This window comes from Rheinheimera fenheensis (assembly GCF_039871805.1).
In the GTDB taxonomy this organism is placed as follows: Bacteria; Pseudomonadota; Gammaproteobacteria; order Enterobacterales; family Alteromonadaceae; genus Alishewanella; species Alishewanella fenheensis.
Genome location: NZ_JBDPJM010000001.1, coordinates 257,571 through 281,646 on the forward strand (window position 1 = coordinate 257,571; position 24,076 = coordinate 281,646).

Here is a 24,076-nt window from a genome sequence, read left to right on the forward strand (position 1 = left end):
CAATTATTATAAATTGAAAAAATAACGCCGATCATAATGAAAAGCCCTGCTTTACACAAGGATTAAGGCAGCCTGAATCGGTATTATCTTAGTCAACTGCGATGTACGGCATGACACAGCTACTGGTTTGCCGCTGCGGCATCGCCGCATTTTCAAGCTAAAAAAAACCCGGCAACAAGTGCCGGGCTTTGAGTACAGAAAAACGCTTAACGTTTTGAGTACTGTGGACGTTTACGTGCTTTACGCAGACCCACTTTCTTACGTTCAACCTGACGGGCGTCACGGGTAACGAAGCCTGCTTTACGCAGTGCTGGACGCAGTGACTCGTCAAATTCCATCAGTGCACGGGTGATACCGTGACGGATAGCACCGGCCTGACCGCTGATACCACCACCTTTAACAGTGATGTACAGGTCGAATTTCTCAACCATGTCTACCAGCTCTAATGGCTGACGCACAACCATACAAGCAGTTTCACGACCGAAGTAGTCGGTTAATGCGCGCTGGTTAACAACGATGTTGCCTGAACCGGCTTTTAAGAACACACGGGCCGTTGAGCTTTTACGACGACCAGTTCCGTAATATTGATTCTGTGCCATGATATGCTCCGATTAAATATCTAATACTTGCGGTTGCTGAGCAGCATGCTGATGCTCGGCGCCGGCGTAAACTTTCAACTTACGGAACATAGCGCGGCCCAGAGGACCCTTTGGCAACATGCCTTTAACAGCAGTTTCCAACACCATTTCTGGCTTTTTGTCGATTAACTTCTCAAAGTTGATTTCTTTGATACCACCTGGGAAACCAGTGTGAGAGTAATACATTTTGTTCTTTGCTTTGTTGCCAGTAACAACAACTTTCTCCGCGTTTACTACGATGATGTAATCACCGGTATCAACGTGCGGAGTGTACTCTGGCTTGTGCTTGCCACGTAAACGGGCAGCGATTTCAGTTGCGATACGGCCCAGCGTTTTACCTGACGCATCAACAACATACCAGTCGCGTGTTACGCTTTCTGGCTTAGCAGTAAAAGTTTTCATTCGCTTTATCCAAAAATAACTTAGTTACACCTGACACAGTGCAGGGCTGATGCAGCTTGTGTCGTTAGCGTACCCCTTCGAGTACAAAAACTACCGGGCTAACGGCAGTAATAGGCTGTAACGTAGGCCGGGCGCGGATTATATATTAAGCAGTTTTAAAAATCAGCACCCTGAGTAAAAATTCTTTGTTAAAACCGCCTTATCAGGGCAAATGCGGCCGGGCCAGATAATCGTGCGACTGCATTTCCTGTAACCGGCTGATACAGCGCTTAAATTCAAAACTGAGAATACCCTGGCTGTATAACTGCTCTAAACCGGTTTCGGCCGAGATAATCAGCTTAACGCCGCGCTCATAAAATTCATCTACCAGGGCAATAAAACGCCTGGCCACATCATCATTATGCTGGCCCATTTGCTTCACACCAGATAGCAACACGGTGTGATAGCAGCGGCTCAGCTCCATATAATCGTATTGGCTACGCGCACTTTCACACAGCTGGGTAAAGGCGAACCACACCACGCCATCGGCCTCATAACGTGCTTGCACTTTACGGTTTGCCACTTCGATCGCCACATCTTGCTGGCGTGGGTCTGCTGACAGCGCCATAAAATACTGCAATAAGTTAGTCTCTGCCTGCTGATCTAACGGCGCGTGGTAAATTTCGGCCTTTTCCAGCGTGCGCAGCCGGTAATCAATACCACTGTCGACATTAATGATCTCGGTGTGCTGTTTAATCAGCGCTATCGCCGGTAAAAAACGGGCACGCTGCAAGCCATTGCGGTACAAACCGTCTGGCTCAATATTAGAGGTTGCCACTAGCGTAATGCCGCGAGCAAATAGTGCCTGCATTAAGGTGCCTAAAATCATTGCATCAGTGATATCTGAGACAAAAAACTCATCAAAGCACAGAATGTCAGTTTCCTGCTTAAACTTATCAGCGACTTTTTGCAGCGGGTCGGCCACGCCCTTTAGCTGTTTTAACTCTTCATGCACCCGGTGCATAAAGCGGTGAAAGTGAATCCGCATTTTACGGCTGCCCGGCAGGCATTCGTAAAAAGTATCGACCAAATAGGTTTTACCCCGGCCAACTCCGCCCCAGAAGTATAACCCCTTAACCGGTTCTACTTTGGCAGGCTTGCCCAGTAACCGCCGCCATAAACCGGGCTTTTCCGGCTCCTGTCGCAACATGTCATCATATAAACGCTGTAACTGACGCACGGCAAACTCTTGTGCTGCGTCATACTGAAAATCATCACGGGTTAAATCTTGTTGGTACTTTTCTAGTGGTGTCATGGCAGTTTTACTTGAAAGTGGCGCCGCTCAGCCTTAAATATCAGCAATAATAGTAACATGCCTTACCACTGCGGATAAGAAGTTAGGTTACACTATTGCAGGAAACCAGACGAAATAGGCAACAGCGTTGCCGCAGGAGTTGTTATGGAATATATGTACGCAGGTGCCTGGCTGGCAGCCGGTTTAGTAATAGGTGCAATACTAGCCCGTATTTTTACGCTGCGTCAGTTGGATCAACACAAGTTGAAACTGGAACTGGCAGAGAGCCAGGCACAGCTGGAGCAGTACCGGCAGGATGTATCTACCCATCTGGAAACCACCAATCAGCTGATGACACAGTTACAAGACAACTACGCCCGTATTGCCCGCCATATCGCTGATTCACGCATGCAATTGGTAGAGCGGCCAACCGAGTCAGTGAAGCAGGATATTAATTACCTGTCAGGAGATACTGCTGCTTATATCCGCCAGTCATTGCATCAAATAGACGAAAAGCGTCGGGTGTACTCAACAGCAGAGCAGCAACCACTGGACTACTCTGGCGAAGCCAGTGGCCTGATTAAAGAGCGCAAACCGGCGCAATAAATTGTTACATAAAGCAAAAAGCTAAGCTGAACTTTTTTTATTGAGACACGTTCTTAGTCGCACACTGCTTTTAGGAGACTAATACGCTATGAATAAGAAATTTTCCGTGTTAAGTGCTGCCGTGGTGGCAGCGCTGACCTTCTCTGCGTTACCTGTAGCGGAAGCGCGCATTCCATTTTTTTCTAATGATAAAGAGATGCCTACACTGGCGCCAATGCTAGAGCAAGCCACGCCTGCCGTAGTGCATATATCAGTAGAAGGTAGCCGTGAAGTACGCCAGCGTTTACCTGAAGCTTTCCGTTATTTTTTTGGCCAGCGAGGCCCGAATGAATACCGTGAAGAGCGGCCATTTCGTGGCTTAGGCTCAGGCGTGGTAATCGATGCTGATAAAGGCTATATCGTTACCAATAATCATGTGATTCAGGATGCCAAAGAGATTGAGGTTCGGTTAAAGGATGGCCGCACTTTTAAAGCGAAAAAACTGGGCGCCGATCCGGAAAGCGATATCGCGCTGCTGCAAATTGAAGCTGACAAACTGGTACAAATTCCTTTAGCAGATTCAGACAAACTCCGCGTGGGCGATTTTGCTATTGCTATCGGTAACCCCTTTGGTCTTGAACAAACCGTTACTTCAGGCATTGTCAGCGCGCTGGGCCGGGGTGGTTTAGGTATTGAGGGGTTTGAAGACTTTATTCAAACCGATGCCGCCATTAACAGTGGTAACTCCGGCGGCGCCCTGGTTAACCTGCGAGGTGAATTAATCGGTATTAATACTGCAATTTTGGGCCCCAATGGCGGCAATATCGGTATCGGCTTTGCCATACCGGCCAATATGATGAAAAACCTGGTTGATCAGATAGTGGAACACGGTGAAATACGTCGCGGCAGCCTGGGGATCCGCGGTGGTGATGTCACGGCAGATTTAACCGAAGCGATGAATTTAAGTGTCAGCCGCGGCGCCTTTGTAAACGAGGTACTGCCGGATAGTGCCGCTGAACAGGCCGGTTTAAAGTCAGGTGATGTCATTATCAGCATGAATGGCAACCGCATTAACTCTTTCCTTGAGCTCAGGGCTAAAGTCGCCACTTTAGGTGCCGGCCGCGAGGCTGAACTTGGCATTTTACGTGACGGCAAAGAGCGCAAGGTTAAGGTAAAACTGCAGGAGCTCTCAAGCGGTCAGGTTGCCGCCAACCAGTTACACCCTATGCTGGAAGGCGCAGAGCTGTCTAACACCAGTGGCGGCGTAAAGATTGACAGCGTCGCTAACAATTCACCGGCGGCGCAAATTGGGCTGCAGGCAGATGACGTGATTTTGGGTGTTAACCGCCAGCGGGTTGAGAACCTGGCGGCGCTGCGCAAAGCGCTCGAAGGCCGCAGTGGTATAGCGGCGCTAAATATTCAACGCGGTAACTCGACCTTGTATGTATTAATCCGCTAGCCGTATCAGCTGAAGCGGTAGTGGCAAGCTACTGCTTCAGCCGGTTTAATGTTATGCTATCTGCATATTTCCCTTACCAAAATTGCTGGCGCTGTGGCGAAATTCTGGGTTTTTCTGCTTAAGAGCACTTTGTACGGCTTAGCGCTGGCGTTTATCCTGCTTTGGTTAATGCCGTCGGTTAACCTGCCAGCTTTTCAAGGTTTCAACGGCCAGGATGCCAGTGACGATCCTACACCGGTAAGCTATGCCCGCGCAGTGCGCCGTGCGGCACCTGCTGTGGTGAATGTCTATACCCGTAGCACACTGGTAGACCCAAGGGCATTAAGGCCCCGCACTATAGAGCGGCAGGAGCTGGGTTCTGGTGTCATTATGAGCAGCCAGGGCTATATTCTGACCAATTATCATGTCGTGTACGGTGCCGACTATATTGAAGTGGCGCTACAGGACGGCCGTATGCTCGAAGCCGTGCTGATTGGTCAGGACGAGCTCACTGACTTAGCGGTGCTGTATGTGCAGGCTGATAATTTACCGGTTATTCCACAAGACGATAAACTCGAGCCGCAGGTGGGCGATGTGGTGCTGGCCATAGGTAACCCGCTTAATCTGGGCCAAACCATCACTCAGGGTATTATTAGCGCAAATGGTAATAATGGCTTAAGTTCGCGTGGTTATATCGATTTTATGCGGATGGACGCTGCTATTAACCGTGGAAATTCCGGCGGTGCCTTAGTCAATACCAATGGTACGCTTGTCGGTATCAACGCGGCAGCGTTTCAGTTGGAGAATCAGGACATTCAGGGCATCTTCTTTGCCGTACCTTACACCCTGGCCGTTAACGTGATGCAAAAGCTGATTAAGCAAGGCCGGGTCACGCGCAGCCATCTTGGCGTATCTGGTGATGCAGTAATAAATGCGGCCGGCGAGCGGTTAATTTCTTCTGGCCAGGTGCTGTACGGCTTAAGTATCACAGCTGTTAACGCTAATGGCCCCGCTGCAGAAGCTGGCTTGCAAGTAGGTGATATCTTGCTGAAAATCGCTGACCAGCGCTTTGACAGTGTGCAGCAGGCATTAAATATGATTGCCGAAACGCCACCCAATTCAACCTTGCCACTGACGGTCGACCGCAGTGGCCAACTGCTGACGATAAATGCCGTAGTGCGGGAATTGCGCCGATAAAAAACGCGGCTTAAGCCGCGTTTATCCGTTCAATATTAGCACCGAGGCGGCGCAATTTATCTTCAATCTGCTCGTAGCCGCGGTCGATATGATAAATACGGTCAACCACCGTTGCGCCTTCAGCGACCAGGCCAGCAATAACCAAGCTGGCGGATGCGCGCAAATCTGTTGCCATTACCTGCGCTGCCATCAATTTGTCACTGTGCTGGCACACCGCAGTATTACCCTCAAGGCTAATCTTGGCGCCCATACGTTGTAATTCAGGCACATGCATAAAGCGATTTTCAAAAATGGTTTCGGTGACCATACCTACGCCATCCGCCACCACGTTTAACACGGTAAACTGCGCCTGCATATCGGTTGGAAAACCCGGGTGCGGCACTGTCTTTACATTAACGGCTTTCAGCTTGCGGCCAATCATATTGGCGCGGATCCAATCCGGGCCAGTACTTACCTCTACGCCGGCCTCGCGCAGTTTATCCAGTACCACTTCAAGCTCTGCCGGATCTGTATTGCGGCAGGTTACATCACCGCCGGTAACTGCAGCGGCGACTAAGAAAGTGCCCGTCTCGATACGATCGGGCAGCACTTTATGGTTGCCACCTTTCAGTGCGGCTACACCTTCAATCACAATACTGTCGGTACCGGCACCACGAATTTTAGCGCCCATGGTATTCAGATAACGGGCCAAGTCGACCACTTCCGGCTCACGCGCTGCGTTATCGATGGTTGTAACACCATCGGCGAGCACGGCTGCCATCATCAGGTTTTCCGTGCCGGTCACACTGACCATATCCATAATGATATGCGCACCCTTCAGCCGGTTGGCTTTGGCTTTAATGTAACCATTCTCGACGCTGATCTCAGCGCCCATTTTACGCAGGCCATCAATGTGCAGGTTGACCGGCCGCGCGCCGATAGCACAGCCACCTGGTAAAGAGACTTCTGCCTGACCAAAGCGGCTAAGTAGTGGCCCCAGGGCTAAAATAGAGGCACGCATGGTTTTAACCAGCTCATAAGGCGCAAACTGGTTATTTACTCCAGCGGCATTTACCTGCACCTGATTGTTAGCAAAACTCACCTCTGCGCCAAACAACTGCAGCAATTTAACGGTGGTTTCGATGTCTTTCAGCCGAGGTACATTGCTGATCGTAGTGGGTTTTTCAGACAGTAAGCTGGCAAACAGAATAGGCAAGGCGGCATTCTTGGCGCCCGAGATATTTACCTCGCCGCGTAACACCTGACCACCGGTAACTAAAAATTGCTGCATAAAATACTACATCGGAGGATTTAAAAGTTGTTCTCTACGCCACTGCTGTGGGGTAAAGGTCTTAATGCTAACGGCATGAATACTGCCGTCCGCTATCGCGGCCATAATGGGCGCGTATACCATTTGTTGCTGTTTTACCCGGCTAAGATCAGAAAAGCACTCACCCACGGCAATTACCGCATAGTGCGAGCCTTCAGCGCTTACCCTGGCTTCAGTCAGCTGAAGCTGATCAATTAACAGCTGCTCTAGTTGTTTCGTGTCCACAGATAAACCTTAATCGCTAATCGGCAATAACGGCCGCACGGCCGTTACATCGGCTAATGATAACAGCTGTTTGGGGACATTACATAATGCTATTACGACACCGCGCTGCTTAGCTTGTGCCAGCTGTTGCAATAACCAGGCTAGCCCGGCGGTATCGATAGCTGTTAACTTCGCAAAATCAAACTGTATTTCACCTGACGCCTCATTTAACAACGTAAAGGGTGAATACAGCATTAACGTATCACGATTTAATACACCGGTAAAACGCAGCCACTGATCTTGTTTAACGATGTTCAGTGTCACTTTTCCTCCGGCTTGGTGATCGGTGCCTTGGCTTTTTCTACCAACAATGCAGTGACACTATTCAAACCTTGCTGCCGGATCAGATTACCCAGTTCAGCGCGCTTGCTATCGAGTAAAGAAATCCCTTCAGCAACCATGTCGAACACCAGCCAGTTGCCTGCGTCGCGGCCACGACGCAGCTTAAACTCAATATTGATGTCTGGTTTGCCGGGGTCAATCACGCGGGTTTTAATACTGATAATTTTCTGGCTGTCGTTAATGCGGCCCGGCTCAATCATCACTTTTTGGTCTTTATACTGGGTAAACACGCCCGCATAGGTCGCAACCATATAGTTTTGAAAGGCGTCAACAAACGCGAGTAAATCATCGCGCGGTGTTTGACGCAGGTCGGCGCTATTACCAATTACGCGCAACGCGGCATAGCGGCTGTCGATGTAAGGCACCAGCTCTTCATTAACGATATCGCGCAGCACTTCCGGGTTGGCGCTGATCTTACTCTGGTCACGGGCAATACGGCTAAACGTATTGTCGGCCAACACTTCCATCATCTTGTAGGGATCATCGTAGGTGGGGGTATCCGCACCTGTGGCTGTGCCACTAAAAGCTAGCGCTGCCGCCAGCAACAAAGCATATACTTTCATCATTAATTCCCGCGGTTAAATAAGAATTGTCCGATCAGCTCTTCAAGAACTAAAGCTGACTTAGTGTCTTCGATGTAATCACCGGCCACCAGAATTTCAACCGTTTCATCTAAAAAGCCCGGCTGCAAGCCCAGATATTGCTCGCCCAATAAACCAGAGGTCAGAATGGCCAGGGTGCTGGTTTCAGGAAAGTTGTTATACTGGCTGCTGATTTCCAGCGTTACAACCGGCGTATAAAAGGTCGTGTCCAGCTCGATAGCCGCTACACGGCCAACCACAACCCCACCAACTTTGACCGGTGAACGCACTTTAAGGCCGCCGATATTGTCAAACTTGGCATAAAGCTTATAGGTTTCGCCATTACCGCCAATACCACTGTTCGCTACCTTTAACGACAACATCAAAAATGCCGCCAAAGCCAAAACGATAAAGCCACCAACTAAAATTTCAATTTTCCGTGTGGTCATTGTTATCCACCAAACATTAATGCAGTTAAAATAAAGTCAAAACCCAAAACAGCAAGTGAAGCTGTTACCACAGTTTGCGTTGTTGCTGCGCTGATCCCTTCCGAGGTTGGCACGGCATCAAACCCTTTGTGCAGGGCTATCCATATTACGATTAACGCAAACACCACGCTTTTGATCACGCCGTTAATAACATCCTCGTAAAAATCGACGTTTGCCTGCATAGCAGACCAGTAGCCGCCACCATCTACGCCCAACCAGTCAACACCGACCAAATGCCCACCCAAAATACCTACCGCAGTAAAAATGATGGCCAGTAACGGCAAGCTGATTACGCCAGCCCAAAACCGCGGGGCAATGATACGCCGCAATGGGTCAACCGCCATCATCTCCATGCTGGACAGTTGTTCAGTCGCCTTCATCAGGCCAATTTCAGCGGTAAGGGCACTGCCGGCACGCCCGGCAAATAGCAATGCGGCTACCACAGGCCCAAGCTCACGTAATAAGCTAAGGGCAACTAAAGGCCCCAACATTTGTTCGGCGCCAAACTTTACTAATACGGTGTACCCTTGTAGCGCCAGCACCATACCGATAAAGAGTCCCGACACCAGAATGATCAGTAGCGATAAAACACCAATCACGTAGAGCTGCTTAATCAGCAGCGGAAAACCTTTACGAATGTCAGGCTTACCGATCAGAGCACCAAACAGCATCAGCCCCGCCCGGCCAAAACCGGTTATGCTATTAATCGTCGCTGCGCCAAGTCGTTGTAAGTTATCTGCGATCACCTGGCTAACTCCATAAGCTCTGTGGCATAAGGTGCCGCTTTAAAATGAAACGGCACCGCGCCGTCAGCTTCACCCTGCAAGAATTGCTGCACCAGTGGCGACGGGTGCGCCCGTAATTGCTCTGGCGTACCCTCGCCAATGACTGTCTGCTCAGCCACGACATAGACGTAATCTGCAATGCTCATCACTTCAGTCACATCATGTGACACCACAACTGAGGTTAACCCCAGTGCATTGTTCAGCGACTTGATAAGCCGTACTATCACGCCCATAGAAATCGGGTCCTGTCCGGCAAACGGCTCATCATACATAATCAGCTCAGGATCCAGTGCTATGGCACGTGCCAACGCTGCCCGCCTTGCCATACCACCAGACAGCTCTGCCGGCATTAAATCCCGTGCGCCCCTAAGCCCGACAGCTTCAAGTTTCATTAACACAATCAGCCGTATCAAAGACTCCGGCAGCTTGGTATGTTCACGGATCGGAAAAGCAACGTTATCAAACACCGACATTTCACTGAACAGGGCCCCGCTTTGAAACAACATGCTCATGCGTTTTCGCAGCTGGTACAACGCCCGGCGTGATAGTTGCGGAATGTCCTGACCGTCAAACAGTATCTTGCCACTGCTGGGCTTTAACTGCCCGCCAATCAGCCGCAGTAACGTCGTTTTACCTATGCCACTGGGGCCCATAATGGCGGTGACTTTGCCACGGGCAAACTGCATATTCAGATCGCGGTAAATTACGCGCTCACCCCGGCTGAAGTTCAGTTGCTGTATATCAATCAGAATATCTGCCAAATTCACTCTCTTTGCCTGCCTGCAGGCTTACACTTATTGCGACGCAATATACATACAACGATGTATGTTTTCAATCAGAGGTCTGTCAAAGCTGCAATATTGTAAACGTGTTGCCCGATAAAGTCGTTACAAAAAATCGTAACAAACTGTGCGAAAAATCGATGACTACGCACGAGCACAGCTTTTTTTGCAATTAATGGCAATAAACTGGAAAATAACCGTTGATCGCCTGGTAACACTTAAGGAATTTGCTTTGTCGCCGCTGTTATTAGCCATTATTTTTGTTGTGGTCGGCTTGATCTTATTGATCTGGAGTGCCGACCGTTTCGTGTTTGGCGCCGCCTCTGTCGCCCGCACGGCGGGTATTTCTCCTATGGTTATTGGCCTAACCATTGTTGCCATGGGCTCATCAGCACCAGAAATGCTGGTATCAGCCAGTGCCGCCTGGCAAGGTCGCATCGATACCTCTGTCGGTAATGCGTTGGGTTCAAACATCACCAATATTTTGTTGGTTATTGGTGCAGCCGCCTTACTAAAACCTATTGCAGTGTCATCATTGACGCTAAAACGTGAATACCCGCTGTTGCTGCTTTGCACCTTACTGGGTTACTACTTTATCTCAGACAATGCCTTAACCCGAACTGAAGGCATATTACTGCTGATAGCCTTTGTTAGTTTTCTCTGTTTGCTGGTTTACTGGGGCAAGCACGCCCGTACCGATGACCCTCTGGTAGCTGAAATTAATGCCGAATTACCCGAGCCGGCGCCTCTGTTCAAAGCGATACTATGGGTAATCGCCGGTTTGGTCCTGCTGCTAGCCAGTTCGCAGTTGCTGGTGCACGGCGCCGTGACGATTGCACGCTATGCCGGCCTTAGCGATCTCGTCATAGGCCTGACAATTATTGCTATTGGCACCAGCCTGCCGGAACTGGCCGCCAGTGTCATTGGTATTTTAAAAGGTGAAGACGATTTAGCGCTTGGCAATATTATTGGCTCTAACATTTTTAATATTCTCGCTGTACTCGGATTAGGAGCTGTTATCGGTCCGGCGAGTCTGGATCCCATGGCGGCAGGTCGCGATGGCTACGTTATGCTGGGTGCCACGCTCGTCATGCTGTTAATGTCATTGCGCTTAGGAAGTATTCAACGCATTAACCGTGCTGAAGGCGCTATACTACTGGCTGCTTTTGCGGGTTATCAGTATTTACTGTTCTACAGCCTTAACCGTTAACAGACAGAGACGTCATATGCACACAGATTTTAGAAGCCGCGCTGCTGAGGTACTGAAAATTGAAGCCGCAGCGGTTGCTCAATTACAGCAGTATCTGGATGGCAGTTTTGATCTAGCTTGTCAGCTTATACTAGACAGCAGAGGTAAAACCATTGTCACGGGCATGGGTAAATCGGGCCACATTGGCAGTAAAATTGCCGCCACTTTGGCCTCTACCGGTTCGCCGGCATTTTTTGTCCACCCCGGTGAAGCCAGCCATGGTGATTTGGGTATGCTGACCCGCGATGATGTCGTCATTGCTATTTCGAACTCCGGTGAAACTGCCGAAGTGTTAACCATAGTGCCGGTGATTAAACGCCTGGGCATAAAACTTATTGCCATGACCGGCAACCCGGCGTCTACCCTGGCTAAGCTGGCCGATGCCCATCTGTGTGTAAAGGTAGAACAAGAAGCCTGTCCACTGGGCTTAGCCCCCACGGCCAGCACCACAGCAACGCTGGCGATGGGCGATGCCTTAGCGGTGTCTTTGCTCGATGCACGTGGTTTCTCAGCAGACGATTTCGCCCTGTCACATCCTGGTGGTAGTCTGGGACGCAAATTGCTGCTGCGGCTTGAAGATATTATGCATCGTGGTGAAGAGCTGCCCGCGGTGCCGAGCAGTGCCACGATTAAAGATGCTTTGCTGGAGATTTCGAAAAAAGGCTTGGGCATGACCGCGATTACCGAGCCCGATGGCCGTCTGGCCGGCATATTCACCGACGGCGATTTACGCCGATTGCTGGATTTACGGATCGACATTCATAGCAGCCAGATTGCTGAAGTGATGACCAGAAACTGCATTACAGCCAATGCACAAATGTTAGCAGCTGAAGCGCTGCAAATTATGCAGCAGAAAAAAATTAACGGTCTTATTATAGTCGATGAGCACAAAGTCCCGGTAGGCGCGATGAATATGCATGACCTGTTACGTGCCGGAGTAATGTAAATGTCCCTGTTTAGCGATCTATACCAAAGAGTTAATCAGTCGCTTTTAGAGCGCGCTAGCCAGGTAAAACTGCTGATTTGTGATGTTGATGGTGTATTTTCTGATGGCCGTATTTACCTTGGCAACAATGGCGAAGAGCTAAAAGCCTTTCACACCCGCGATGGCTACGGCATTAAAGCACTGCGTCAGGCCGGCGTCGAAGTCGCGGTAATTACCGGTCGCAACTCTGCCATTGTGCAGCAGCGCATGACGGCACTGAGCGTACAGTACATTTATCAAGGCCAGGAAAATAAGCTGGCGGCTTTTGAAGAGCTCCTGCAAAAATTGCAACTTAACGCCGCCAATGTTGCCTATATCGGCGATGATCTGGCCGACTGGCAGGTGATGCAACACTGCGGCCTGGCGGTAGCAGTGAAGGATGCTCACCCTTACCTGGTAAAGCATGCCGGTTATGTTACCAGCTTAAACGGTGGCTTTGGTGCGGTCAGAGAGCTGTGTGATTTACTGCTCATCAGTCAGCAGAAATTTGGTTTGTTCGACGGAAGCAGCGCATGAGAAAACTGCTGACCTTGGTGGTCCTGGCATTAACTGCAACAGCACTTTACCTCTGGTTTGAACCGGCAGAGCTGACAGACCCGCTAAAGACCGATCAAGAGCTGTTGCCTGATTATGTCGCGCAAAACGTTACCCGAAGGCTATACAACGCCGAGGGCTATCTGGCTGACACTGTCAGTGCAGAGCGGCTTGAGCATTTTGCCCAACTCGGTTTTACCCAGTTTGAACAGCCAGTGTATACCCTGTACAACGCACAGCAGCAGCCAAACTGGCGTGCCAGCAGCCGCTATGCAGTGTGGTTTCCACAGGATAAGATCATTCTGGAGCAGCAGGTACAAATTGTCAGTCAGCAACAAAACGAATTGATTCAACGTATTGAAACCGAGCAACTGGAAATGTTGTTTCCCAGCAATGCCTTGATTAATAATCACCCGGTTAGAATTCAGGGTCAGGGGTTTTATATTCTCGGCAACGGTATTAACGCAGACCTGAAAAGTAAAACCTTCCAGCTATTACAGCATGATAAAACGGTATATCAGAATGAAAACTAAGTTTTTTTTAGCATTATGTTTTGGCTGCGCCAGCCTGAGCGCCGCCCAACCAGACTACAGCCAGCAGATTCAAATAGACGCCGACCAACTGGTGTCGGTAGAGGAAAACATCCTCACCTACCGCTCTAACGTGCTGATAACGCAAGGTTCTTTACAAATGAAAGCCGATCAACTGGAAATTGATGCCAGTGCCGGCAAGGGTAAAGAGGTGTATACCGCAACCGGCAGCCCGGTAAGTTACTCACAGCAACTGGATAACGGCCAGCCGGTAACCGCTACGGCAGCGCAAATGCGTTACGAGCCTTCCAGCCGCACCCTGACGCTGAGCGGCGATGCCGAACTGACACAAAGTGGCAGTGTAGTAAAAGCCTCGGTTATCCGCTATAACGTCGAGAAAAAGCAGCTCAGTGCCGAAAGTAACGACTCTAAGCGGGTCACCACCATTTTTACGCCAGAGGAAAAGAACAATCCATGAAGTTAGTCGCCTCACATCTGGCTAAAAGTTATAAAGGCCGGCAAGTCGTAAAGGATGTCAGCCTGTCGGTGAACGCCGGCCAGATTGTTGGCTTGCTCGGCCCAAATGGGGCCGGTAAAACCACCACCTTTTACATGATTGTGGGTTTGGTGCCCTCTGATAAAGGCCATATCAGCCTTAATGAACAGGACATTACCTTCAGCCCAATCCACGAGCGGGCACGTTGCGGTATCGGCTATTTGCCACAGGAAAGCTCTATTTTCCGCAAGCTTAGCGTGTACGATAATTTATTGGCTATTTTGCAAACCCGTAAAGACTTAAGCCGCACCCAACGGGAGGAAATTGCCGACGATTTACTCGAAGAGTTTCATATCGGCCACATCAAACATAGCTTGGGCATGAGCTTATCCGGTGGCGAGCGGCGCCGGGTAGAAATTGCCCGCGCTCTGGCGGCTAATCCGGCCTTTATCCTGCTGGACGAGCCCTTTGCCGGTGTTGACCCTATTTCAGTATTAGACATTAAAAAAATTATTCAGCACCTGGCGCAACGGGGCATTGGGGTACTGATTACCGACCATAATGTGCGTGAAACCCTTGATGTGTGTGAAATCGCCTACATTGTCAGTCATGGCGAGCTGATTGCCTCCGGTGCACCACAAGACGTGCTGGCTAATCAGAAAGTACGCGATGTATACCTTGGCGAGCAATTCAGGCTATAGTTAGCAAAAAACAACAACAGCGTGTGATTCAGGAGAACGGTAGAAGTAGATGAAACCCTCTTTGCAACTTCGCTTAGGACAGCAGCTAACCATGACGCCACAATTGCAACAGGCAATTCGCCTGTTACAGTTGTCGACGATAGAGTTGCAGCAGGAAATTCAGGAAGCGCTAGACGCTAACCCCTTATTGGAAGCCGAAGACGAATTCGACAGCTTTAACCCTGAACCCAAAGAGCACATCGACCTATCTGACACCAAAGCGGCCGACGTCGATCATAATCCGGATGACAGCTTTGAACCCAGCGAGCCTGACAGCAGCGAGGCGATGACCGAGCAAAATATTCAGGAAGACTTACCGCTGGACAACAACTGGGATGATTTGGTTAGTGCAGAACCGGTCAGTGCCGGTAGCGCCGGCAATCCGGATGACGATTATGTCTATCAGGGTGAAACCAGTGAAACCCTGCAGGATTATTTGCGCTGGCAAATGCAGCTTACACCCTTTACTGACACCGACCGCGCCATCGCCGAGATTATTATTGAAGCCATCGATGACAATGGCTTATTAACCATCAGCTGCGAAGATATTCTCGACTCACTCGGCTTGCCAGAGGTAGAAGCCGATGAAGTAGAAGCCGTAATCAAACGCATTCAGTTATTTGACCCGGTTGGCGTAGGTGCCCGTTCGGTGCAGGAGTGTTTGTTGGTACAGCTACGTCAATTCGATCCGGCCACTCCCTTTCTCAGTGAGGCGCAAAGCCTGATCCGAGACCACACTGAATTTTTAGCCAATCGTGACTTTCGTTCTTTGATGCGGGTGACTAAACTCAAAGAGGATGAACTGAAAGAAGTGATGCGGCTGATCCACAGTTTAAACCCAAGGCCCGGCGCTGATGTGATACGACAAGAACAGCAGTACGTGATACCGGATGTGAGTGTGACTAAGGTAAAAGGTCGCTGGCAGGTTGAGCTAAACCCGGACGCGATGCCAAAAGTGCGCATTAACCAGCAGTACGCGGCGATGTCAAGAACAGCCCGAAATGCGTCCGACAGCCAGTTTATACGTTCACATCTGCAGGAGGCTAAATGGTTTTTAAAGAGTCTGGAAAGCCGTAACGAAACTTTATTAAAAGTGGCCAATTGTATTGTGCAACAACAGCAGGCCTTTTTTGAGCATGGTGAAGAGGCCATGAAGCCGATGGTGTTGAATGACGTAGCAGAAATGGTTGGCATGCACGAGTCCACCATTTCCCGGGTTACCACCCAAAAGTATATGCACACACCCAGAGGGATCTTTGAACTTAAATTCTTTTTTTCCAGTCATGTTAGTACAGAGAGTGGCGGTGAATGTTCGTCAACTGCCATAAGGGCGTTTATTAAAAAATTAGTGGCGGCGGAAAACCCGGCCAAACCGCTGAGTGACAGTAAGATGGCCGATATTTTGCTGGAGCAAGGAATTAACGTAGCACGACGCACCATTGCCAAATACCGTGAATCGCTGTTTATTCCACCGTCAAATCAACGCAAGACCTTGCTGTAAATAAGCCTAAAAGAAGGAATATGTCTATGCAAATCAATCTAACTGGTCGCCATGTTGAAATTACTGAAGCCTTAAAAGAGTACGTGGACAGCAAGTTTGCTAAGCTGGAACGCCATTTTGATCATATAAACAATGTACATGTGATCCTAAACGTGGAAAAATTGAAACAGATTGCTGAAGCCAAGCTCCACCTGAACGGCGGTGAAGTTTTTGCGGTTTCTGAAGATGAAAATATGTATGCCGCTATCGACCAGCTGATAGATAAACTCGATCGCCAGGTGATTAAGCATAAAGAGAAAATAGCCCGACACTAACCTGACATGATGAATCTAACTGCAATGCTTGCTGAGAACTGCACTAAAAGTGCAGTTCTTTTTAATAGCAAAAAACGGATCCTCGAGTACATTGCCGAGCTGGCGCATCAACAGCTGCCTGACATGACCGAGTACAGTATCCTGGAAGCCCTGATGACACGGGAAAAGCTTGGCTCTACCGGCATCGGTGGCGGTATCGCCATACCGCACGGCAAATTAAAGTCCGTGACCCAGCCGGTACTGGTCTTTGTGGTCAGTAAAGAGGCCATCCCCTTTGATGCAATAGACAATCAGCCGGTAGATATTTTTTGCGCTATTTTAATACCCGAAGAACAATGTCAGGCGCACCTTAGTACCTTAGCGGGTATCGCCAAGCTGTTAAGCCAGAAAGAACTCACAAAAAAAATCCGCCATGCTCAGACAAATCAGGAGTTGTACAAGCTGTTGGTGGATTACAGCACAGTGGATACCGACAAATGAAGCTGCTGGTAGTCAGTGGTCGTTCCGGCTCAGGCAAATCTGTCGCGCTGAGGGTGATGGAAGACCTAGGCTACTACTGTGTCGACAATATTCCGGTTAATTTGCTGCCTACGCTGGCGACCACTGTTATGGGGCAGTATGAGCGTGTTGCCGTAAGCATAGACGTGCGGAACCTGCCACAAGACCCCAATGAGCTGTCTGAGATTCTGTCTTACCTGCCACGCAAACTCGACCTGACCATTCTTTACCTGGATGCCGATCACGCCAGCTTAATTAAGCGTTTTAGCGAAACACGCCGGTTACACCCGCTGTCGCATCAGGCCATGTCGCTGGATGAAGCGATACAGCGCGAGCAGCAGCTGTTAGACCCTATATCCAGCCGGGCCGACCTCTATATTGATACCACCGACTTGAATGTGCATCAGCTGGCAGAACAGCTGCGTGAGCGCATTTTGGGCCAGAAAACCGGCCGCTTGGTGATTTTGTTTGAGTCTTTTGGCTTTAAATACGGTATCCCGAAAGACGCCGACTTTGTCTTCGACGCGCGCTTTTTACCTAACCCCCATTGGGAGCCTGATTTAAAGCCACTCACCGGGCTTGACCAACCGGTAAAAGATTATCTGGCGGCACAACCCGTTGTAGCCAAATACATCTGGCAAATTAACAGCTTTATCAGTACCTGGCTACCACAGCTGGAGCGTAATAACCGCAGTTATCTGACCATAGCCATTGGCTGCACTGGTGGCCAGCATCGCTCTGTGTATATGGTGGAAAGCCTGGTCGAAAGTTATCGCAGTTCACGCGACGACGTGCAGGTTCGTCACCGTGAGCTATCGCGTCACCACAAGGCGTAACTCATGCAATGTCGTCAAACCGTTACCATCGTTAATCAGCTCGGCTTACATGCGCGCGCTGCCACTAAACTGGCACAGTTATGTCAGCAGTTTCAAGCCAAAATAGAGCTGGTACAAGATGACAAAACTGCTGATGCCAGCAGTGTATTGGCGCTGTTAATGCTGGCCAGTAGTAAAGGAAAAACGCTGGAAGTCTGCACCCAGGGCGATGACGCTGAACAGGCGCTTATCGCCGTGATCGATTTAATCAATAAAGGTTTTGACGAGCAATAAGTTAATGCCCCAAAACCGCGCTATGGCAAGGGTTTACGGCTGTGCTGCTTACTTTGCGCCGGCGCTATATTATCCAGCCCTTTGGTTTTAGTTATCGCTTTTAATTTGTGGTGCAGTGCTGTCTTTATCAGCATATGTGCGCTGATCGGCGCTGTGATAAGCAAAAAGATGGTAATTAAAAGCTCATGCACACTGACGCCGCCTGACAAGCTAAAAAAGAAAATTGACCCCAGCAAAATGCCGCCCATACCCAGGGTGGTTGCTTTGGTTGGCCCATGCAGCCGCATAAAAAAGTCAGGCATGCGGGTTAAGCCAATTGAGCCGATTAACACGAAGCTGCCACCCAGTAACAGAAAAAATGCCACGGCCCACTCGATCCAGTTTTGCATAACCGCTCCTATTCGATAATATCGCCACGCAGCAAGAACTTACATACCGCCACAGTACTGACAAAGCCCAACATCGCAATCAGCAAAGCGGCCTCAAAATACAGCGGTGATCCCATCAACAAACCGTACAGAATAATCAGTGCTATGCTGTTGATATACATGGTATCCAGCGCCAGAATGCGGTCTGGCAAACTAGGCCCCCGCAGCAGGCGCCATAAATTCAGCAGTAGCGCCACGCTAATCATGGCAAACACCAACATGATGACATTATTTAGCATTGAAAAATCTCCTTCAGCGGTGCTTCATAACGCTGTTTGATCTCGGCAATAAGCTGCGCCTCATCTTTCAGGTTCAGCACATGGATCAGCAGCCAACGCTGCGGCAAGGGCTCGCCCTCAGGCAGTTGCTCAACACTGGGGTAAATTTCAGCGCTGACCGTGCCCGGCGTCATCGACACCGTACTGGCTAAAATAGTAATGGGCAATTCATGCTGCAAATCCAACGGCACTTTGACAAATGCCGGGCTTAACCGCTGCTTTGGCCCCAGTATCAACACTGCAACTTGGGCATTGGCTGTAATAATGTCACCAAACACCCGCAGAATATAACGCAGCGCCAGCATTGGCCGCTCAATCAGTGGCTGAGGGTTACGAAAACGCAACGTGAGTAATGGAATAACGATTGCCAGTATCAGACCAAAAAACACATGCACCGCTTCAATGCTCTGGTTTAGCAGTAACCAGACGACAAACAGCAACACACTGCGATAAGGCGTAGGCAACCAGCGAAACTTCGGCTTAAACCTCATGGCGTCACCTCCTGGCCTAAAATCAATTGTACTGACGTCTTAGTGTCATACAGTTGCGCCGCTGCCTGCAACGACAGCTCAGTCAGCGGGCCAGCAAAAATCACCAGCAAAGGGCTGGCTAACAATAACCAGCAGACCGCAAATACCTGCAATGGCTTAGCGGTTTCAGCAACAGTGTCAGTACCACTAATCCGCCAAAATAAGGTGCTACCGGCACGGGATAAGCCGATAATCACCACTAAACTGCTGACCAGCACCAGGGCCCACAACCAGAGCCGGCTGTTTGGGTCAGTCACCGACTGCAGCAACATCACCTTACCAACAAAGCCAGATAGCGGCGGCAAACCGGCGACACTCAGTGCGCCTACCATAAACATCATGCCCAGCAGCACCGGCTGCACCACTTTACGCCCGGAGACCAACCTGTCGGCCGCTTTTCCGCGCTGATTTGCGATCAGATCCGCGATTAAAAACAGCGCTGCCGTTACCAGCGTAGAGTGCACGGTATAATACAAGGCCGCAGCGGCTGCCTGCTGGGTTTGTAATGCAACCAGGCTCACCAGGGTACCTACGGACAGCAGCACCAGATTCGCCACCAGTTTACGAAAATCCTGGCTGGCCATAACACCAATAGCACCCAACGCAATAGTGGCTAAACCGGCAGGTAGTAGCCAGTCTGCAGCGATCCCCGACAACTCTCCTGCCTCGTTACCAAAAATGGTGGTATACACCCGCAGCAGCGCATAAACGCCAATCTTGGTCATCACGGCAAACAACGCGGCTACCGGCGCCGAAGCTGAAGCATAGGTTGCCGGTAACCAGAATTGCAGTGGTAGCACAGCAGCCTTTAGCGCAAACACTATCATCAGCATCAGGGCGCCGGATTTAACCAGCATCAGATCAGATGCCGGCAGCTGCGCCACTTTTTGCGCCATATCGGCAATATTTAAGGTGCCTGTTGTGCCATACAGCACCGCCAGCGAGATAAGAAAGATGGCCGAGCCCGTCAGGTTTAGCACGACATAATGCACAGCAGCTTTCGTTTTGTTCTTGCCACCGGCATGAATTAACAACGCATAGGAGGCAATCAGTAATACCTCAAAAAACACAAACAGGTTAAATAAGTCACCCGTTAAAAAAGCGCCGTTAATACCCATCACCTGAAACTGAAATAGTGGATGGAAAAACGAGCCTTTTTCATCTTCACCGGCACTGCCATAACAAATGGCGCCTAATGCCAGGAATGATGTTAAACACACCAGCACCACAGACAAAGTATCTGCCACCAGAATAATACCGAAAGGCGCCTGCCAGTTACCGATAGCGTAATGGAGCTGCCCCTGCTGTTGCACCTGCATGAGTAACAGCACTACCAGCATCAGCTGAATGGCGCTGGATATCATACTGACCCAACGACGCCGGTTTGGTGAATAATGGATAGGCGGCAGCATAATGAGCAGCGCGGTAAACATCGGCAACAGCACCGGTGCCGTAATTAAATGCCACATCAACGGCTCTCCTTTTTAACTACATCGGCATCAGGCAATTTGCCATCAACATGGTCATTACCTAAATCTGCCCGCGCCCGAATCGCTAAAATCACCAAAAACGCGGTCATGGCAAAGCCAATCACAATGGCAGTCAACACTAAGGCTTGCGGCAGAGGATCAGCGTATTGCTCACTGGTACCCAGTACCGCTGCGCCACGCAACGTTAAGCGGCCTGAAGCAAAAATAAACAGGTTTACCGCATAAGACAGCATGGTCAGCCCCAGCATGACCGGAAAGGTACGGCCGCGCAGCATGAGGAAAATGCCGCAGGCGCTTAAAAAGCCAACACAACATGCAAACAGAGTTTCCATCAGATGGTCTCCTTATGCACCGGCCGGTGCGCTGTGGTCATTTTACCCAGGCTCGCCAGGATCAGTAAGGTGGAGCCCACTACGGTGACATAAACGCCCAAATCAAACGCCATGGCGCTGGCAAGTTCTATTTTGCCCAAAAGCGGAACATCGAAATAATCAAACCATGAGGTTAAGAACGGCCGGTTAAACAGCCAGCTGGCTACGCCAGTAAGCAGCGCAATCATCAGACCTACTGCGACTACGCGCTGATACTCAACGTTCATACGGGCTTTAACCCAGTCTACCCCTTGCGCAATATACTGCAGAATAATCGCCACTGCAGTGACTAAGCCGGCAATAAAGCCGCCGCCCGGTAAGTTATGGCCACGGAAGAAGATATAAATCGACACCATGATGGCCAGTGGCAACAAACTTTGTGACACGGTGGACAGCAACAATGAGTGACGCTCTAATGCCCAGGGTCGGCCCTCACCATCGCTGCTGGGTTTAAACAGCGGTATGCGAGTCAGCAGTTTAAAAATACCCAGTGAGGCAATGCCCAATACAGCGATCTCGCCCATGGTATCAAAGCCGCGAAAATCCACCAGGATCACATTAACCACGTTAGTACCGCCGCCACCGATTTTGGCATTGGCAATAAAATAGTCAGAGATGGTATTAAAGGGCCGGGTCATTAATGCATAACTTAAACTACCGATGATCACCCCGACCATGCTGGCAATACTTAAGTCACGCACCACCCGCGATGATTCCGATTGCTTCGGTGTTTTATGCGGCAGGAAAAACAGCGCCAGCATAAGCAAAATAATGGTCACTACCTCAACCGACAGCTGGGTAAGCGCTAAATCAGGCGCAGAAAAACGGGTAAAGGCGATAGACACCATCAGCCCAACCACAGAAATCATCAGCAGCGCGACGACACGTTTACGGTGCCACAGCACGGTAGCAAAAGCGGCGATCAGCAACATCACGGCACCCGTGGCGTTAACAGCGTCTATTGGCAGCTCTTCTCGCCCGCCCCATAAGATAACCAGGTCGGTCAAAGGTAAGCCGGCTAAAATCACAAAACTAAGCAGCGTCAATGTCATGTAACGCTGTAACGAGCCACTGTCCAGCCATTGGTAAATACGGCCACAACGCTCGGCAAAACGTTTTACTGAGCGCTCAAAGCTATTCAATGCATCGACATCTGGCAGGGTATTTTGAAAATCAAATAAGTGCTTGCGGTTAACGTAAATCACAATGCCGCCCACCAGCGCCAGCGCACTCATCAATAATGGCAGATTAAAACCGTGCCAAATCGCCAGGCTATAGCTTGGCACATCGCCAGGTAGCACTGCAGCAGAGGCGGCCTGTAACAAATCACCGATCAGATAGCCGGGAAACAGGCCAACCAAAATACACAGCGCTACCAGCACTTCTACCGGCACCCGCATGTAGCGTGGAGGCTCATGTGGCGTTTTGGTTAAGCCCTTGGGTTGGCCATTAAAAAATACATCGTGGATAAAGCGCATTGAGTAGGCCACAGAAAACACCGCCGCCACGGTCGCCAGTACCGGGATGACCCAAGACAACGAGCCCAACAAGTGTTGGTGCAACGTCTCAGCAAAGAACATTTCTTTCGATAAAAAGCCATTTAACAGCGGCACCCCGGCCATGGCGGCAGCGGCCACCATCGCCAGCGTCGCGGTGATCGGCATAAACTGCCATAAGCCGTTGAGCCTGCGCATATCACGCGAGCCGGTTTCATGGTCAATAATACCGGCAGCCATAAACAACGACGCCTTAAAAGTGGCATGGTTAATGATGTGAAATAAGCCAGCCACGGCAGCTAAATCGGTGCCCATACCGAATAGCAAGGTAATTAGACCCAGGTGACTGATGGTGGAGTACGCCAACAAGCCTTTTAAATCATGCTTAAACAGCGCCAGATAAGCACCGAGCAACAAGGTAGCAAGGCCAGTTACGCTCACTAACACAAACCACAGTTCGGTGCCGGACAAGGCAGGGTAAAATCGCGCTAATAAAAAGATACCGGCTTTTACCATGGTAGCCGAGTGTAAGTAAGCACTTACCGGCGTGGGTGCAGCCATGGCATTGGGTAACCAGAAATGAAACGGAAACTGCGCCGACTTGGTAAAGCACCCCAGCAAAAACAGCACCAAAATTACCGGATACCAGGCATGTTGTTTAATAAGCTCAGCACTGGCCAGCACCTGTTGTAAATCGTAGCTACCCACTACCTGGCCTATAAGTAAAAACGCCGCTAACAACGCCAAACCACCGGCACCGGTTACCGTAAGCGCCATACGTGCACCGCGCCGGGCTTCAGCTTTGTGCCACCAGAAACTGATCAGTAAAAAGGAGCTGATGCTGGTTAGCTCCCAAAACAGCCACAGTTGCAGCAAATTACCCGACAACACTATGCCGAGCATGGCTGTCATAAACAGCATTAAATAGGCATAAAACCGCGGCATCGAGTCGCGTTCAGATAAGTAGTAACGCGCATACAAAATAATCAACAAACCAATGCCTAAAATAAGCAAGCCAAACATAAAGGCCAGGCCGTCAAGAATAATGGTGATATCCAGCCCCAGCAGCGGGATCCACGAAAGGAAAAATCTGACACTGCCGCCGTCTAAAATGGTACTGCTATGATAAAGCAACAACATCAGAGCAACAGAAGGCGGAATGGCTGTTGCCAGAGCGCAGGCACTGCGGCTCCAGCGGGCCGTCAGTACGGGAACCAGGCTTCCCAGTAGCGGCAGAAGTAAAATCCACAAGAGTGTCATAGCTGTCGCATATCCTTTTCTAGGTTAACCTTACCGACCTTCAGCCCGCTGTCTTAATGCCGATGATTAAGTCGTTGATGTGCATAGGCAGTGAACCAAGCATAGAAGACAGAGTGCCTTTGCTACAATGGGTGGGGTGAAAATCAGTTTGTCGGGTGTGAATCTTTCCGGTTTTTCAGCAAT

Annotated in this window: 30 protein-coding genes; 14 read left to right on the forward strand and 16 right to left on the reverse strand. The window is 49.9% G+C overall.

The window, feature by feature from the left end; genetic code table 11:
• Nucleotides 1-206: 206 nt before the first annotated feature.
• The 3 genes from rpsI to zapE form a co-directional block, all read right to left on the reverse strand.
• Nucleotides 207-599, reverse strand: a complete 393-nt coding sequence (rpsI, locus tag ABGI61_RS00995; RefSeq protein WP_040551910.1) for a 30S ribosomal protein S9 — start codon at nucleotides 597-599, stop codon at nucleotides 207-209.
• A gap of 12 nt (nucleotides 600-611) precedes the next feature.
• Nucleotides 612-1,040 (reverse strand): 50S ribosomal protein L13, encoded by a 429-nt coding sequence (rplM, locus tag ABGI61_RS01000; protein ID WP_347595513.1) that lies wholly within the window; start codon nucleotides 1,038-1,040, stop codon nucleotides 612-614.
• A gap of 202 nt (nucleotides 1,041-1,242) precedes the next feature.
• Complete coding sequence (gene zapE, locus ABGI61_RS01005) at nucleotides 1,243-2,334, reverse strand: cell division protein ZapE (protein WP_347595516.1); 1,092 nt, start codon at nucleotides 2,332-2,334, stop codon at nucleotides 1,243-1,245.
• Nucleotides 2,335-2,478: 144 nt separating this feature from the next.
• On the opposite strand from zapE, the gene ABGI61_RS01010 reads away from it, so the two are divergent.
• The 3 genes from ABGI61_RS01010 to ABGI61_RS01020 all read left to right on the forward strand — a co-directional run bounded on the left by ABGI61_RS01010 (nucleotide 2,479) and on the right by ABGI61_RS01020 (nucleotide 5,533).
• Nucleotides 2,479-2,919 carry a Z-ring associated ZapG family protein gene (locus tag ABGI61_RS01010; RefSeq protein WP_347595519.1) on the forward strand — a complete coding sequence of 147 codons (441 nt, stop codon included), beginning with the start codon at nucleotides 2,479-2,481 and terminating at the stop codon, nucleotides 2,917-2,919.
• A gap of 88 nt (nucleotides 2,920-3,007) precedes the next feature.
• A complete protein-coding gene (locus ABGI61_RS01015) occupies nucleotides 3,008-4,357 on the forward strand; it encodes a DegQ family serine endoprotease (RefSeq protein ID WP_347595522.1) in 1,350 nt (449 codons plus the stop codon).
• 48 nt (nucleotides 4,358-4,405) lie between these two features.
• Complete coding sequence (locus ABGI61_RS01020) at nucleotides 4,406-5,533, forward strand: trypsin-like peptidase domain-containing protein (protein ID WP_347595525.1); 1,128 nt, start codon at nucleotides 4,406-4,408, stop codon at nucleotides 5,531-5,533.
• 10 nt (nucleotides 5,534-5,543) lie between these two features.
• Here ABGI61_RS01020 and murA read toward each other — a convergent pair whose 3' ends face one another.
• Genes murA through ABGI61_RS01055 form a run of 7 tightly spaced genes read right to left on the reverse strand, consistent with a single transcriptional unit; the run spans nucleotide 5,544 to nucleotide 10,069 of the window.
• Entirely contained in the window at nucleotides 5,544-6,803 is a 1,260-nt protein-coding gene (murA, locus tag ABGI61_RS01025; protein WP_347595528.1) for a UDP-N-acetylglucosamine 1-carboxyvinyltransferase, read from the reverse strand.
• 6 nt (nucleotides 6,804-6,809) lie between these two features.
• The gene (locus tag ABGI61_RS01030; protein WP_347595531.1) at nucleotides 6,810-7,067 is read right to left on the reverse strand and encodes a BolA family protein; all 258 of its coding nucleotides are present in this window, start codon (nucleotides 7,065-7,067) and stop codon (nucleotides 6,810-6,812) included.
• A gap of 9 nt (nucleotides 7,068-7,076) precedes the next feature.
• Entirely contained in the window at nucleotides 7,077-7,370 is a 294-nt protein-coding gene (locus ABGI61_RS01035; protein ID WP_347595534.1) for an STAS domain-containing protein, read from the reverse strand.
• Nucleotides 7,367-8,014 carry an MlaC/ttg2D family ABC transporter substrate-binding protein gene (locus tag ABGI61_RS01040; protein ID WP_347595537.1) on the reverse strand — a complete coding sequence of 216 codons (648 nt, stop codon included), beginning with the start codon at nucleotides 8,012-8,014 and terminating at the stop codon, nucleotides 7,367-7,369. The genes ABGI61_RS01035 and ABGI61_RS01040 overlap by 4 nt, the downstream gene beginning before the upstream one ends.
• A complete protein-coding gene (gene mlaD, locus ABGI61_RS01045) occupies nucleotides 8,014-8,478 on the reverse strand; it encodes an outer membrane lipid asymmetry maintenance protein MlaD (RefSeq protein ID WP_347595540.1) in 465 nt (154 codons plus the stop codon). Before mlaD ends, ABGI61_RS01040 begins: the two co-directional genes overlap by 1 nt.
• Nucleotides 8,479-8,480: 2 nt before the next feature.
• Entirely contained in the window at nucleotides 8,481-9,263 is a 783-nt protein-coding gene (mlaE, locus tag ABGI61_RS01050; RefSeq protein WP_347595543.1) for a lipid asymmetry maintenance ABC transporter permease subunit MlaE, read from the reverse strand.
• Nucleotides 9,260-10,069 (reverse strand): ATP-binding cassette domain-containing protein, encoded by an 810-nt coding sequence (locus ABGI61_RS01055; protein ID WP_347595546.1) that lies wholly within the window; start codon nucleotides 10,067-10,069, stop codon nucleotides 9,260-9,262. The genes mlaE and ABGI61_RS01055 overlap by 4 nt, the downstream gene beginning before the upstream one ends.
• A 247-nt stretch (nucleotides 10,070-10,316) precedes the next feature.
• Here ABGI61_RS01055 and ABGI61_RS01060 point away from each other — a divergent pair, with 247 nt between their 5' ends.
• Genes ABGI61_RS01060 through ABGI61_RS01110 form a run of 11 tightly spaced genes read left to right on the forward strand, consistent with a single transcriptional unit; the run spans nucleotide 10,317 to nucleotide 18,040 of the window.
• Complete coding sequence (locus tag ABGI61_RS01060) at nucleotides 10,317-11,294, forward strand: calcium/sodium antiporter (protein WP_347595549.1); 978 nt, start codon at nucleotides 10,317-10,319, stop codon at nucleotides 11,292-11,294.
• 16 nt (nucleotides 11,295-11,310) lie between these two features.
• Nucleotides 11,311-12,279, forward strand: a complete 969-nt coding sequence (locus tag ABGI61_RS01065; protein ID WP_347595552.1) for a KpsF/GutQ family sugar-phosphate isomerase — start codon at nucleotides 11,311-11,313, stop codon at nucleotides 12,277-12,279.
• On the forward strand, nucleotides 12,280-12,834 hold the full coding sequence (gene kdsC, locus ABGI61_RS01070) for a 3-deoxy-manno-octulosonate-8-phosphatase KdsC (protein ID WP_347595555.1): 555 nt from the start codon (nucleotides 12,280-12,282) through the stop codon (nucleotides 12,832-12,834).
• Nucleotides 12,831-13,385, forward strand: coding sequence for an LPS export ABC transporter periplasmic protein LptC (gene lptC, locus ABGI61_RS01075; RefSeq protein ID WP_347595558.1), 555 nt, complete (start codon nucleotides 12,831-12,833; stop codon nucleotides 13,383-13,385). Before kdsC ends, lptC begins: the two co-directional genes overlap by 4 nt.
• Nucleotides 13,375-13,860, forward strand: a complete 486-nt coding sequence (gene lptA, locus ABGI61_RS01080) for a lipopolysaccharide transport periplasmic protein LptA (RefSeq protein ID WP_008220883.1) — start codon at nucleotides 13,375-13,377, stop codon at nucleotides 13,858-13,860. Before lptC ends, lptA begins: the two co-directional genes overlap by 11 nt.
• Complete coding sequence (gene lptB / locus ABGI61_RS01085; protein ID WP_008220880.1) at nucleotides 13,857-14,579, forward strand: LPS export ABC transporter ATP-binding protein; 723 nt, start codon at nucleotides 13,857-13,859, stop codon at nucleotides 14,577-14,579. The genes lptA and lptB overlap by 4 nt, the downstream gene beginning before the upstream one ends.
• Nucleotides 14,580-14,628: 49 nt before the next feature.
• Nucleotides 14,629-16,119, forward strand: a complete 1,491-nt coding sequence (locus ABGI61_RS01090; protein WP_347595563.1) for an RNA polymerase factor sigma-54 — start codon at nucleotides 14,629-14,631, stop codon at nucleotides 16,117-16,119.
• A 26-nt stretch (nucleotides 16,120-16,145) separates the two neighbouring features.
• A complete protein-coding gene (gene hpf / locus ABGI61_RS01095) occupies nucleotides 16,146-16,433 on the forward strand; it encodes a ribosome hibernation promoting factor (protein WP_008220877.1) in 288 nt (95 codons plus the stop codon).
• Between the two features lie 24 nt (nucleotides 16,434-16,457).
• On the forward strand, nucleotides 16,458-16,913 hold the full coding sequence (gene ptsN, locus ABGI61_RS01100) for a PTS IIA-like nitrogen regulatory protein PtsN (RefSeq protein ID WP_347596640.1): 456 nt from the start codon (nucleotides 16,458-16,460) through the stop codon (nucleotides 16,911-16,913).
• Nucleotides 16,910-17,767, forward strand: coding sequence for an RNase adapter RapZ (rapZ, locus tag ABGI61_RS01105; protein ID WP_347595567.1), 858 nt, complete (start codon nucleotides 16,910-16,912; stop codon nucleotides 17,765-17,767). Before ptsN ends, rapZ begins: the two co-directional genes overlap by 4 nt.
• 3 nt (nucleotides 17,768-17,770) lie before the next feature.
• On the forward strand, nucleotides 17,771-18,040 hold the full coding sequence (locus ABGI61_RS01110; protein ID WP_347595570.1) for an HPr family phosphocarrier protein: 270 nt from the start codon (nucleotides 17,771-17,773) through the stop codon (nucleotides 18,038-18,040).
• 20 nt (nucleotides 18,041-18,060) lie between these two features.
• Here the strand turns inward: ABGI61_RS01110 and ABGI61_RS01115 are convergent, their stop codons facing one another.
• From ABGI61_RS01115 to ABGI61_RS01140, 6 genes are read right to left on the reverse strand one after another with little or no spacing between them, the layout of a single operon-like run.
• Nucleotides 18,061-18,429 (reverse strand): Na+/H+ antiporter subunit G, encoded by a 369-nt coding sequence (locus ABGI61_RS01115; protein WP_347595573.1) that lies wholly within the window; start codon nucleotides 18,427-18,429, stop codon nucleotides 18,061-18,063.
• A gap of 8 nt (nucleotides 18,430-18,437) precedes the next feature.
• Nucleotides 18,438-18,707, reverse strand: a complete 270-nt coding sequence (locus tag ABGI61_RS01120) for a K+/H+ antiporter subunit F (protein ID WP_008220865.1) — start codon at nucleotides 18,705-18,707, stop codon at nucleotides 18,438-18,440.
• Nucleotides 18,701-19,237: a Na+/H+ antiporter subunit E gene (locus ABGI61_RS01125; RefSeq protein ID WP_347595577.1), complete on the reverse strand. Its 537-nt coding sequence runs from the start codon at nucleotides 19,235-19,237 to the stop codon at nucleotides 18,701-18,703. The genes ABGI61_RS01120 and ABGI61_RS01125 overlap by 7 nt, the downstream gene beginning before the upstream one ends.
• On the reverse strand, nucleotides 19,234-20,745 hold the full coding sequence (locus ABGI61_RS01130) for a monovalent cation/H+ antiporter subunit D (RefSeq protein ID WP_347595580.1): 1,512 nt from the start codon (nucleotides 20,743-20,745) through the stop codon (nucleotides 19,234-19,236). Before ABGI61_RS01130 ends, ABGI61_RS01125 begins: the two co-directional genes overlap by 4 nt.
• Complete coding sequence (locus ABGI61_RS01135; RefSeq protein ID WP_347595583.1) at nucleotides 20,745-21,098, reverse strand: Na+/H+ antiporter subunit C; 354 nt, start codon at nucleotides 21,096-21,098, stop codon at nucleotides 20,745-20,747. The genes ABGI61_RS01130 and ABGI61_RS01135 overlap by 1 nt, the downstream gene beginning before the upstream one ends.
• Nucleotides 21,098-23,893, reverse strand: a complete 2,796-nt coding sequence (locus ABGI61_RS01140) for a monovalent cation/H+ antiporter subunit A (RefSeq protein WP_347595586.1) — start codon at nucleotides 23,891-23,893, stop codon at nucleotides 21,098-21,100. Before ABGI61_RS01140 ends, ABGI61_RS01135 begins: the two co-directional genes overlap by 1 nt.
• Between the last annotated feature and the right edge of the window lie 183 nt (nucleotides 23,894-24,076).